11 protein-coding genes are annotated in these 12201 nt (G+C 73.2%); 4 read left to right on the plus strand and 7 right to left on the minus strand.

What is annotated here, in order from left to right; translation table 11 throughout:
• Positions 1-174: 174 nt before the first annotated feature.
• Positions 175-873 (minus strand): response regulator, encoded by a 699-nt coding sequence (locus tag ABID81_RS08380; protein ID WP_354594341.1) that lies wholly within the window; start codon positions 871-873, stop codon positions 175-177.
• Entirely contained in the window at positions 870-2783 is a 1914-nt protein-coding gene (locus ABID81_RS08385; RefSeq protein ID WP_354594342.1) for a sensor histidine kinase, read from the minus strand. The genes ABID81_RS08380 and ABID81_RS08385 overlap by 4 nt, the downstream gene beginning before the upstream one ends.
• 196 nt (positions 2784-2979) lie before the next feature.
• Between ABID81_RS08385 and ABID81_RS08390 the strand changes: the two genes are divergently transcribed.
• Entirely contained in the window at positions 2980-3462 is a 483-nt protein-coding gene (locus ABID81_RS08390) for a hypothetical protein (protein WP_354594343.1), read from the plus strand.
• A gap of 262 nt (positions 3463-3724) precedes the next feature.
• On the plus strand, positions 3725-5251 hold the full coding sequence (locus ABID81_RS08395; protein ID WP_354594344.1) for a CitMHS family transporter: 1527 nt from the start codon (positions 3725-3727) through the stop codon (positions 5249-5251).
• A 78-nt stretch (positions 5252-5329) separates the two neighbouring features.
• On the opposite strand, the gene ABID81_RS08400 is transcribed toward ABID81_RS08395, so the two are convergent.
• The 5 genes from ABID81_RS08400 to ABID81_RS08420 all read right to left on the minus strand — a co-directional run bounded on the left by ABID81_RS08400 (position 5330) and on the right by ABID81_RS08420 (position 9793).
• Positions 5330-5671, minus strand: coding sequence for a hypothetical protein (locus ABID81_RS08400; protein ID WP_354594345.1), 342 nt, complete (start codon positions 5669-5671; stop codon positions 5330-5332).
• Positions 5661-6122 carry a flagellar export chaperone FliS gene (fliS, locus tag ABID81_RS08405; RefSeq protein WP_354594346.1) on the minus strand — a complete coding sequence of 154 codons (462 nt, stop codon included), beginning with the start codon at positions 6120-6122 and terminating at the stop codon, positions 5661-5663. Before fliS ends, ABID81_RS08400 begins: the two co-directional genes overlap by 11 nt.
• A gap of 2 nt (positions 6123-6124) precedes the next feature.
• Positions 6125-7519 (minus strand): flagellar filament capping protein FliD, encoded by a 1395-nt coding sequence (fliD, locus tag ABID81_RS08410; RefSeq protein WP_354594347.1) that lies wholly within the window; start codon positions 7517-7519, stop codon positions 6125-6127.
• A 167-nt stretch (positions 7520-7686) separates the two neighbouring features.
• Positions 7687-8856: a flagellin N-terminal helical domain-containing protein gene (locus ABID81_RS08415; protein WP_354594348.1), complete on the minus strand. Its 1170-nt coding sequence runs from the start codon at positions 8854-8856 to the stop codon at positions 7687-7689.
• 115 nt (positions 8857-8971) lie between these two features.
• Entirely contained in the window at positions 8972-9793 is an 822-nt protein-coding gene (locus ABID81_RS08420) for a sigma-70 family RNA polymerase sigma factor (RefSeq protein WP_354594349.1), read from the minus strand.
• A gap of 478 nt (positions 9794-10271) precedes the next feature.
• On the opposite strand from ABID81_RS08420, the gene ABID81_RS08425 reads away from it, so the two are divergent.
• Together ABID81_RS08425 and flgK are read left to right on the plus strand one after the other, a co-directional pair.
• Entirely contained in the window at positions 10272-10775 is a 504-nt protein-coding gene (locus ABID81_RS08425; RefSeq protein ID WP_354594350.1) for a flagellar protein FlgN, read from the plus strand.
• Between the two features lies 1 nt (position 10776).
• Positions 10777-12201 (plus strand): flagellar hook-associated protein FlgK, encoded by a 1425-nt coding sequence (flgK, locus tag ABID81_RS08430; RefSeq protein WP_354594351.1) that lies wholly within the window; start codon positions 10777-10779, stop codon positions 12199-12201.

Below are 12201 nucleotides of genomic sequence, written 5' to 3' on the forward strand. Positions count from 1 at the left end.
TACCCCGTCCCCCCCCCCTCTCCGCGCCCCCGGCCTGTACCCTTGCCCCCCGCCCGGCCAACTGCCCCCTGCGCCCCGCCGCCGGGGCCCCCCCCCCCCCCCCCGGGGGGGGCCCCCCGTCCAGTCGGCGGTGCGATGCGGCAGAGGGGCGACGGGTAGGAGGCGCGGGTCGCGTCAGGGGCGCGAGTAGCGGTGCTCGGGGCGGCCGGTGGTGCCGTAGCTGAGCTTCATCGTGACGAGGCCGTCGGCGGCGAGCGCCGCGAGGTAGCGCTGGGCCGTCGCACGAGAGACCCCGACCCGCGCGGCGACGTCGGCCGCCGAGAGCTCGAGCGGCTCGACCTCGGCCCCTCCGGCGGCACCGGCACCGGCCTCCGCGCCGAACTGCTCGAGCACCGCCTGCTCGGTCGCCGACCGCGACGGCGAGGCCGCCTTCGCCGCGTCGCCGGAATGGAGGATGCGCAGGGCCCGTTCGAGCGCCTCCTGGTCCACGGTCGTCCGCTCGTCGAGGACGTTGCGGTACCGCTGGTACGCGCGCAACCGGTCGACGAGCGTGCCCGACGCGAACGGCTTGATGAGGTAGCCCAACGCCCCGCGCCGCAGGGCCCGACGCACGGTCGTGGCGTCCGACGCGGCGCTGAGCACGAACGCGTCGACGTCGACCTCGCGCAGCAGGTCGAGGCCGCTGCCGTCGGGCAGGTGCACGTCGAGCAGCAGCAGGTCGACGGGTTGCTCCACGAGGACGCGGCGCACCTCGGCGACCGTCCCGACGGCCGGCAGCGCGCGCAGGCCGGGCAACTGCTCGACCTGGCGACGGTGCAGGTCGGCGACGTAGAAGTCGTCGTCGACCACGAGCACGGTGAGTTCGGTCGTCACGGGGTGGTCCTCTCGGGATCGCGGGGGTCGCCGCCGGTGTGCGGCTCGTGCCGGTCGTCTGACGCATCGCTGGACGAGGAGGCGCGGGCCGGCCCGGACCCGCCCGTCGCCACCGCCTCGCCCGAGACCGCGCCCACGAGCCTCGCGCAGAACACGGCGCCGTGCCCGTCGCCACCCGGCGAACCCAGCCACACGTCGCCACCCCGGCGTCTGGCGATGTCGCGCGACAGCGGCAGCCCGAAGCCCAGGCCGTGCACGCGTGCGGGGTCGAGGTCGTCGGCCGGGTCGCCGTCGGGGTCGTGCGGCCCGCGGTCGAAGAGCAGCCCGGCGTCGGCGACGCCATCACCCGAGTCCATCACCGACAGGTGCAGGTCGGTGCCGTCGTCGAGCACCTCCACCTCGATCCAGGCCGGGGTGACCCGCCCGGCGACCGCGGCCCGCACCGCGTTGTCGACCAGGTTGCCGAGCACCGTCGTCACGTCGCCGGGCTCGACGACCGACCCCGTGACGAAGGTCTCGGGCCCGAGCTTCAGCAGCACGCCGCGCTCGGCGGCCTCGACGCCCTTCGCTCCGAGGAACGCCTGCAGGTACGGCTCGGTCAGCCGGTCGGCGTGGGCGACGGGGTAGCGCAGGGGCCCGTGGTCGAGCACGTCGGCCAGGTAGGCGCGGGCCTGCTCGGCCCGACCGAGCTCGAGCATCCCCGACAGGGCGTGCAACCGGTTGGCGAACTCGTGTCGCTGCGCGCGGAGGGCCGTGGTCATCGCCCCGACCGCGTCGAGCCGACGGGTGAGCGCCTCGACGGCCGTGCGGTCGCGCACCACCGCGACCCGGCCGAGGTCGACCCCGTCGCGCGAGACCGGGCGCACGTCGACCAGCAGCACGTGGTGGGCGACCACGAGCGTCGTGTCGGTCGTGGTGCCGGCCGGGGCCTCGTCGACGTCGTCGCGCCGACCGCTCGAGCCGAGCAGCGCGACGAGCCGCTCGGGCAGGTCGAGCCCGGCGAGCGGCTGCCCCACCACGGCACCCGCATCGAGCCCGAGCAGTCGGGCGGCCTGGTCGTTGCACACCGTCACCACGCCGTCGCCGGACACCGCGAGCACCCCCTCGCCGACCCCGCCGAGCACGGCCTGCTGGTTCTGGACCAGGGTCGTCAGCTCCTCGGGTTGCAGCCCGAGGGTCGCCCGGTCGAGCCGGCGGCGGATCAGCACCGACGCGACGACGCCGAGCGCGAGGGCGAGCACGGCGACCCCGACGACGGGCAGGGCGTCCCGGACGAGGGTGTCGTAGACCCGCGCCGGAGCGTAACCGACGCTGACCTCGCCGACGACGTCCGACGCGCCTCCGACGGAGGCCCCGGGCGCGTACACCGGCACCTTCGCACGGGCCGAGTCGCCGAGCGTGCCGCGCTCCCAGGCGACGACCTCCTCCCCGCGCAGGGCGGCGTCGGGGCTGGTGCTGACGCGCTCGCCGATGCGCGAGGGGTCGGGGTGGGCCAACCGCACCCCGCGGTCGTCGGTCACGACGACGAAGAGCGCCCCGGTGCGCTGCCGGGCCGCGACCGCGGTGCGCTGCAGGGCTCCCCCGGCCAGCGCCTCCTGGTCGATCTCGGTGCCGTCCACGCTCAGCCGGGCGACCTCGTCGCGGACGTCGGCGTCGCTCGCGACGCTCTGCGCCACCGCGAGCGCCGTCGCCTCGGCCTCGCGCGCCAGCCGCTGCACGGCGATGGCCGCGAACACGGCACTGGTCAACAGCACGATGGCGGTGACGACGGCGAGCTGCAGCAGCAGCACCTCGGTGGCGAACCGTCGCTTACGGAGGCGCGGTGCCGCTCCCGTCCCCGCCTCGCGCCCCGCACCCGTCCGACGCCGCGCGGCCGTGCGGCGTCGCCGGGGTGAGCTGTCGTCGGTCACGCCCGCCAGGGTACCGGGCGCGACGGACCCGACCCGCGCCTCCTCGGGTCCGCGTTCGCCCGCCGGCCGCGCGCCGACCGACCCGATCCGCCGCCACCGCGCCGCCTTTCGTGCACCGCACCCCGACTAGACGGGGTGCGGTGCACGGAACGCGGTGCCGTGGGCGCATCGGCCGGACGCTGCCTAGGCTCGGGCCATGCCGACCGAGCCGCAGCCGCAGCCGCAGCCGCAGCCGCACCAGACCCGGGGCGGCCGGGTGAGACGTGTCGTCCCGCTGCGCACGGTGTTCCCGTGGTGGTTCCTGGCCGGGACGCTCGTCACGCTGGGCGTGGCGATCGTGCTCGAGACCGGCAGCAGCGGGGCGATCATGTGGGGGCCCGTCATCGGCCTCGAGATCCGGGATCGGTGGCAGCTCGCCGCCCGCCGACAGGACGACGGCCTCCCGGTCGAGCGGCGTGACCTCGTCGGCCAGACCTGGTCGGAGCCGGTCATGGCCGTCGTCTTCACCATCGTCGCGGTCGGGCTCGGTCTGACACTCGCCCGGATCGTCTCGGGAGGCGCCCCGTGGATGCTCGTGGTCGGCCTGACGCTGCTGGCGCTCGGCGCGGCCGCGTTCGGGGCCTGTGCCCTCGTGGTGCGGAAGCGGGCCCGCCGGGCCGCAGGGCCGCCCGCCGGGTGACGTCCCGCCACCACTGCACCGCCTTTCGTGCACCGCACCCCGACTAGACGGGGTGCGGTGCACGAAACGCGGTGTCGTGCCGGGGCCAGGTGCGTGTGGGCGGGTCTGGTCGGCAGGCGACGGATGAGGAGGCGCGGCTCCCCCGAGCAGAACGCGCAGAACGCCCCGAACGCGCGATAGTCGGCCAATGCGCACAAGCGCGACGGGGGCCCGGAGGCGCCGCTAGCGTGCCCGGACACACGAACTGGACGAAGGAGTCCTGATGCTCGTCATCCTCGGCTATCTGATGATCGCCACCTTCATGGTGCTGATCATGACCAAGCGGCTCTCGCCGATGCTCGCCCTGATCATGGTGCCGACCATCTTCGGCCTGTTCGCAGGGGCCGGGCTCGGCATCGGCGACATGGTGATCGAGGCGATCGGCGACCTGGCCCCGACCGCGGCGCTGCTGATGTTCGCGATCATGTACTTCGGCCTGATGATCGACGTCGGCCTCTTCGACCCGCTCGTGCGGTTCATCCTGCGCGTCACGGGCAACGACCCCGCGAAGATCGTGCTCGGCACGGCGCTGCTGGCCGGGGCGGTCTCGCTCGACGGCGACGGGTCGACCACGTTCATCGTGACGACCGCCGCGATGCTGCCGATCTACCTCAAGCTCGGCATGAGCCCGGTCGTGCTGACCTGCGTCGCCGGCCTCGCCAACGGCACGCTCAACATCGTGCCCTGGGGTGGGCCGACCGTCCGCGCCGCGGCCGCGCTCAACGTGGCGCCGTCCGACATCTTCGTGCCGCTCGTGCCGTCGCTGGTCGTCGGCCTCGTGATCGTGTTCGCCTTCGCCTGGCTGATGGGCCTGCGCGAGCGCCGCCGCCTCGGCACCGTCGAGCTCGGCGGCTCGGTGCTCGCCGCGGCAGCCGAGAAGATGTCGCCCCTGTCGCGCGAACTGGCCACGGCCGCCCGCGGCGGCGGCCCGGGCAAGGCCGGCGTCGGCGTCTCGATGTTCACCAGCCCCACGGTCGCGCTCGGCCTCCGCGGCGGTCGCGCCGACGGCAGCCGGGCCGACGCCCCCGGCGAGCGCGCGGTCGACAACCCCGTCACCGGCACCAGCGCGAACGGCACCCCCACGACCGGCACGATGGCCGACACCATGCTCGACCCGACGCGCGAGACGCTGCGGCCGAAGCTGATCTGGTTCAACTTCGCGCTGACCGTCGTCGTCATGGTGCTGCTCGTGCTCGACCTCTTCCCGCTCGCCTACGTGTTCATGGTCGGCGTCGCGGTCGCCCTGCTGGTCAACTTCCCGAAGGTGAAGCAGCAGTCCGCCGAGATCGTGGCCCACGCGCCGAGCATCGTCGGCGTCGTCTCGATGGTCTTCGCCGCAGGCGTCCTCATCGGCGTGCTCAACGGCACGGGCATGGTGGACGCGATGGCGCAGTGGCTCGTGCAAGTGATCCCGAACGAGATGGGCCCGTACCTGGCCGTCATCACCGGCCTGCTCAGCCTGCCGCTCACCTTCTTCATGAGCAACGACGCCTTCTACTTCGGCATCCTGCCCGTGCTCGCCCAGAGCGCCTCGGCGTTCGGCATCGACCCGGTCGAGATGGCCCGCGCCTCGGTGATCGGCCAGCCGGTGCACCTGCAGAGCCCGCTCGTGCCGGCGATCCTGCTGCTCGTGAGCCTGGCGAACGTCAACCTCGGCGACCACCACAAGAAGGTGCTCTGGCGGGCGGCCGTCGTCTCGGTCGTGATGCTCGTGGTGGCGGTGCTCGTCGGGGTCATCCCCTTCGGCTGAAGCCGGTGCCGGTGCCGGTGCCGGTCGCGGTGCCGGGGCCAGGGCCGGGTGCCGGTGCCGGCCGGTCCGCGCTCGGTCTCAGCCGGTCGCGTCGAGGTAGACCGGGCGCGAGGGCTCGTGCGACGCCTCGACCGAGCGCACGGCACCGAGGTGTTGCAGCACGGCGGCGCGGGCGGCCTCGAGTCGGTCGAGCACGCGGCCCTGGCGTTCCGCCAACGAGGAGGCGCGGGTCGCGAGCTCCTGCGGCAACGGACCCAGCCCGGTCGGGGGCGTCCAGCGAGGTGTCGACGTCGACGTCGGCCCGGCTGCCGTCGCGGGGCCGCCTGCGGAGGGCGACACGTCCGCCTCGGCGACCAGCGCCTCCAGCTCGTCCAGGGCGGCACGCCACGCGGCGTGCGTGTGCTCGGTCCTAGGCGACACCGAGGGCTCCGGTCGGGGCGACCGTCGTGGTCTGCAACGAGGCACCCGCCTCGTGCCACGCCTGGCGGAGCGGCTCGAGCAGGCCGGCGACCTCGCGCGTGAGCGCCACGTCGCGGTGGACGTTCGCGTTGACCAGGGCGGTCGACGCGTAGCCGTAGAGCGCCAGCAGGCCCTCGCCGCCGTCCCAGACGTCGATCTTGAGCGACGACGACAGCTCGGCGACGATCGCCTGCGCGTGCACGAGCTGCTCGCCGGCGACGAGCCACGAACCCGCGACCTGGGCGGCCTCGGCGCGCGAGAGGTCGAGCATGAGACGGTCGTAGAGCATCGTGACGAGCTGCACCGGCGTGGCCGAGAGCACGGCGTCCGAGGTGTACTGCGCCCGCTGGCGCTGGGCGGTGGCGGCGGAGCCGCTCGCCGCGGCGAAGGCGGCGAATCCTTGTGCGTTCATGGTCAGCTGCTCGTCGATGCGGTCAGGGAGGTGATCTGGCTGCTGAGCCAGGTCGACTGCGCCTGCAACGACTGCAGCTTGACCTCGAGGTTGTTGTAGGTGGTCTGGAGTGTCGCCCGCCTCGCGGTGAGGCGCAGGTCCCAGTCGGCGATGCGGACGCCGAGGTCCTTCACGACCGACTGCTGGCCGGTGATCACCTGGGTCAGGGTGCCGGTCGTCTTGTCGGAGGCGCTCGTCGCGGCGGCCGCGATCCGGTCGGCGAGGGTGCTCATCATCGACTGCGTGCCGACCGGGTCGGCGGCCAGGGCGGCCTGGAACTTGTCGGCGTCGTAGGCGAAGGTGCCGTCCCGCGAGATGCTGATGCCGATCGACGAGGGCGACCGGCCGTCGATCGGGGCCGAGGCCGCCGACTGCAGTGCCGTCTGCGCGGCCCGCACCGACGACTCGCCGGTGTACGCACCGCCCTTGACCGTCGTGGCACCGGTCGCGCTCGTGCTGGTCGTCGTCGCCTGCCCGCTCGAGATGGCCGAGAGCACCGCGTTGAGGCTCGACACGAGCCCCGAGGCGACCTTGCCGGAGGTCGCCGTGTCGCGCGCCACCGTGACGGTCACCGGGGTCGCCGTCGCCGCGGCGGCCGAGACGGTCACCGAGACGCCGGGCAGGAGGTCGGCGAAGGTGTTGGACGAGCTGGTCACGACCTGCTCGGCGGTGGTGCCGGCGTAGAGGGTGAGCGAGGCGTCGCGGGCGGTCTTGACGACGGCGGCACCCGGCTCGGTCAGCAGGTCGGGAGCGGTCCCGGCGGCGACCTCGGCGGCCGTGCCGCGGTGCACCGAGAAGTCGCCGGTCGCTCCGGTCGCGGTCGAGGTGAGCTGGAGCCGGTACTGCACGGCGCCCGAGGCGTCCTTGCCCGAGGCGACCTTCAGGGCGGTGACGCCGGCGGCCGAGGCGTTGACGGCGCTGACGACGTCGTCGAGCGAGCCGGACGCGGCGGTGACCTCGACGGCCTTGCCGGCGGCCGAGGTGAAGGTGAGGACGGCGGGTTCGGAGGGCCAGGCGGTCATCGCGGCGGTGACCGCGGTCTTCGCCTGGGCGGTGGTGCCGACGACGAACTCGATCGAGCCGGCGGCGGCCGTGGCCCCGGCCGACGCCGTGACGGAGGTGGCACTGCTCGTCGCGGTGAAGGCCTGCAGCGAGGCGGGCTTGGCCGCGGTCTTGGCGGTGTCGGCGAGGGCCGAGACCTGGGCGTTCAGCGTCTGCATCGACGTGATGAAGGCACTCGCGGCCGAGACCTTGTTCTTCAGGAGGGTCTGGGGCGTCGCCTCGATCGAGATCAGGTTGTTGATCAGGGTCGTGGTGTCGAGCCCGCTCGCGAGGCCGTCGATGCCGAGGGTGGCCATGTCGTGCTCCTGTCGCGGGTCGGGTGTCGAGGGACGGCGGGGACGAGCGACGCGGCCGGCACGCGGCGAGCGAGAGGATCAGCTCTCGACTCGCCGCGTGCCGGTCACGCGTCAGGCCCGGGTGTCGCCCGGCGACCGCTGGGAGCGGTCGCCGGGACGCTCTCCGACTAGCGGAGGAGCGACAGGACGCCCTGGGTGCTCTGGTTCGCCTGGGCGAGCATCGCGGTGCCGGCCTGGCTGAGGATGTTCGAGCGGGTGTACTTGACCATCTCCTCCGCCATGTCGGTGTCGCGGATGCGCGACTCGGCCGCCGTCAGGTTCTCCTTCGCCACGTTCGTCACGTTGATGGCGTGCTCGAAGCGGTTCTGGACGGCACCCAGCTCGGACCGGGCGGTCGAGACCGTCTGGATCTGAGCGTCGAGCAGCTTGATCGACGCCTGGGCGTTCTCGGCGGTGTCGAACTTCAGGCCACCGGTGACGGTGGCACCGGCGGCACCCGCGACGACACCCGTTCCGGCGTCGTCGGCGACGCTGACCGCGCCTCCGTTGTTGGCGGTGACGACGATGCCGGTGCCGGCACCGTTGGCGTCCTTGGTCACCGAGACCGAGAAGTTGGCCGAGAAGTCGGCGTCCTTCGTCAGCGCGTCGGCGAAGCCCTGCACGCTGTCGAACGTCCCGGCGGCACCGAGGTCGGCCGTCGTGATCGTCTTGGTCTCGTTGCCGTTGGTGACGCTGAAGGTCTGCTTGCCGGCGACGGCCGCGATGTCGGCGATGTCGAACGACGAGCCGGTCTTGGCGAGGTCGCCACCCGACAGGTTGTTCGCGATGGCCGAGACGTTGGCCTTCGACAGGTCGACGCTGATCTGGCTGTCGGTGCCGCTGTTGGCGCCGACCTGGAACTTCAGCGAGCTCTTGCTGCCGTCGAGCAGGTTCGTGCCGTTGAAGTTCGTCGACGCCGAGATGCGCGTCAGTTCCTTCTGGAGGGCCGAGACCTCGGTGGTGATGGCCTTGCGCGAGTCGGCGTTGTTCGAGTCGTTGCCGGCCTGCACGGCGAGGTCACGCATGCGCTGGAGGATCGAGTGGGTCTCGGTGAGGCCACCTTCAGCGGTCTGCACGACCGAGATGCCGTCCTGGGCGTTGCGCGCGGCCACCGTCAGTCCGCCGACCTGCGAGCGCAGGCCCTCGGAGATCGAGAGGCCGGCCGCGTCGTCAGCGGCACGGTTGATGCGGAGGCCCGACGAGAGCTTCTCGAGGCTCTTCGACAGGTCGTTCTGCGTGGCGTTCAGGTTGCGGTACGTGTTGTTGGCCGCGAGGTTGGTGTTGATCTGCATACCCATGGTGTTCTCCTCCGTGACTGGGTGGTGTTCGTCTGCCCGTCCGTGGGCTGACACCGGCTACTGTCGGCCGGCCGACCGCGGCTGTTAGTCAGCCGCAGAAGTTTTTTCGGCGGTCTCAGACCGCGGTGGCGACCGTGGTCGCCTCGGGCTCGCGCATGGCCCGGGCGATGCCGACGGCGGCGTTGGTCGCGACGCGCGACAGGTACGCGCTGCGACGGGCGGGAGCCGTCTTCGAGACCGGGGTGAACTCGACGTCGGGGTCGTCGGCGTAGTGCGCCTCGAGGGCGTCGCGCAGCAGGCGGACGGCCTCGGTGCGCTGCTGCGACACGGCCGAGTGGGTGATGCCGAGCTCGTCGGCGATCTCGGTGACGGTCCGGTCGCCGAAGTAGACGCCCTCGACGATGAGGCGCATGCGCTCGGGCAGGGCCTGGACGGCGGCGGCCACGTAGCGGCTGCGCTCCGAGACGAGCAGGTTCTCCTCGGGCAGGGGCAGGTCGGCGGCCAGGTGGTCGGCGACGGTGTCGTCGAGGGCCGAGACGGTGCGGGCCGCGTCGGTGAGCGCGTCCGCCGCGGTCTGGCGGTCGACGCCGAGGGCGCCGGCGACCTCGTCGACGCTGGGGGTGCGCCCGAGCGAGGCGGTCAGCGCCTCCTGCACGGCGAGCGTCTCCTTGATGCGCTTGCGGGTGCCACGGCTGGCCCAGTCGCCCGAACGCATGTCGTCGGCGAAGGCGCCGACGATGCGGGTGCGGGCGTAGGCGCCGAACGGGATGCCGAGGGTGGGGTCGAAGGCGTCCGCGGCCTGGACGAGGGCGACGGCACCGACCGACGCGAGGTCGTCACGCGACAGGTGGGTGGCGCGGGCGCAGACCTCGGAGACGAGGTAGCCGACCAGCGGCAGGTTCTCCACCACCATGGCGTTTCGTTCGGTGCGGTTCATCGCGACTCCCAGTGCGAAGGGGACCTCTCGGGTCCGGTGATCGTGACTCCGGGCGCGACGAAGTGCCCTCTGATCAGGGCACGTCGACAGGGTTCGCCGAGGAGGCGCGGGTCGCCGTGCGTAGGAGACGGCGGGACCGCGGGTGGTGCTGCCGCGGCGGCCCGTCGGGGGCCCGTCGCTGCTCTGCAACGCTATCGATGAGCAGGGGGGCAGCGGCAGGTCGGGGGTGCCCCCAGTGCGGGGGAACGGCCGTCATCCCTTCGGGGGGCACGTCCCGCACCTCCACCCCCGTACTGGGTCGGAACGCCCCTTCCTTCGAGCGGTGGTTCAGGCTAGGCGCCGCCGTGAGGACGCTCGGGTCGGCCCCTAACGCCCACCGCGCCTCCGCCGATAGTCACCGGTGCAGAGGACGTCAGGCACTCCTCGCCGACGACCTGCCGTACACCGACCACCCGATGCCCCGACCGAGGAGGCCCCCATGGGCGCGAACGAACTCTCCGCGCTGCTCTGGCGAGAGCGCGAGCTGCTCGAGCTGCTGACCTTCAAGCTCGAGGAGGAGCAGCTGCTGCTCACCGCGGGCCGCAGCCGCTGGGTCGACCACGCCACCCGCGAGGTCGAACAGGTGCTCGGTCGCCTGCGCTCGGCAGGTCTCGAGCGCAGCGTCGAGGTGTCGGCCGTCGCCCGCGAGTGGGGAACCGACGAGGACGCCCCGCTGCGCGAGATCGTCTCGGCCGCCCCGGCCGGCCCGTGGGGCGACATCTTCAGCGCCCACCTGCGGGCCATGACCGAGCTGACCGGACGCATCGCCCAGCTGCGCGACGAGAACGAGCGGTTCCTCCGAGCCGCCGCCCGGGCCACCCAGGAGACCCTGGCCACCGCGTCGACCGGCCCCGCGACCGCCACGTACGACGCGACCGGCCGGACCGGCCACGTGGACTCGGCCCGCGCCTCCGGCGGTCACCTCTTCGACGGGCGGCTCTGACGTGGGCAGCACGTTCGGCGGCCTCAACACGGCGTACCGAGGGCTGACGGCCGCCCGCACCGGCCTCGACGTGGTCGGGCAGAACATCGCCAACGTCAACACCGACGGTTACACACGGCAGCGCGTCACGCAGTCCTCCGTCGAGGCCGCCGCACGGGTCGGCCTCTTCTCGACCGGGGTCCAGCCCGGCCAGGGCGCGTCGGTCGACGGCATCGCCCGCATCGGCGACCGGTTCGCCGACGCCCAGGTGCGGGGCGCCGCCGGTGCTGCCGGCTACCAGGGCGTGCGGGCCTCGGTCACGGCCGCCCTCGAGTCGTCACTGAACGAGCCGAGCACGACGGGGCTCGCGACGCAGCTGACGAAGTTCTGGTCGGCCTGGCAGGACGTCTCGAACAACCCGTCCGCCGCCGCCCCCGCCGCCGTGCTGCTCGGGCAGGCGCAGACCATCGCGGGCACGCTCGCGAGCGGCTACAAGGCGGTGGACGACCAGTGGACGGCCCAACGGCAGCAGCTCGACGGCCTCGCCTCACAGCTCAACTCCGCCGCGACCCAGGTCGCCGACCTGAACGTGCGCATCCGCACCGCCCAGCAGCAGGGCGTCAGCACCAACGAGCTGGTGGACGCCCGCTCGGTGCTGACCGAGAAGATCGCCACGCTCGCCGGAGGCACGGTGCGCGACAACGCGGACGGCACGCTCGACGTCGTCGTCGGGGGCAACGCCCTGGTGTCGGGCGACTCGGCCCGCCAGGTGCGCGTGACGGGCGACTACACCCTGAGCACCGCCACGGCGGGGGTGTCGCTCGAGTGGACCCACCGTCCCGGCGACGCCGTCTCGCTCGACGGCGGCAGCATCGCGGGATCGCTGTCGGTGCTCGCCCCGGCCGAGCCCGGCGGCGCCGGCGGCGTCCTCGCCGAGGCGGCCGCCAGCTACGACGCCCTCGCGACCCAGCTCGCGACCCAGGTCAACGCGGTGCACGCCACCGGCACCACGGCCGACGGCACCACCGGTCACGCGTTCTTCGCGTTCACGGCCGGCGTCCCCGCGGCCCGCGGACTGACCGTCGTGCCGACGGGTGCCGCGACGATCGCCTCGGGCAACGGCACGGGCGGCGCCCTCGACGGCTCGGTCGCCCGCGCCGTCGGCCAGATCGGCCTCTCGACCGGCTCGCCCGACCGCGCCTGGGGTGCGATCGTCAGCACCGTCGGGGCCGTCGCGCAGACCGAGTCCGACCGCTCGACGCTCACCGACCTCTCGGCCACGTCGGCGAAGAACCGGCAGCTCTCGACGGCCGGGGTCAGCCTCGACGAGGAGAACGTCAACCTGCTCACCTATCAGCACGCCTACCAGGGCGCCGCCCGCGTCATGACCGCGATCGACGAGATGCTCGACACGTTGATCAACGGCATGGGACGGGTCGGGAGGTAA

Source organism: Frigoribacterium sp. PvP054, from assembly GCF_040547465.1.
Classification (GTDB): domain Bacteria; phylum Actinomycetota; class Actinomycetes; order Actinomycetales; family Microbacteriaceae; genus Frigoribacterium.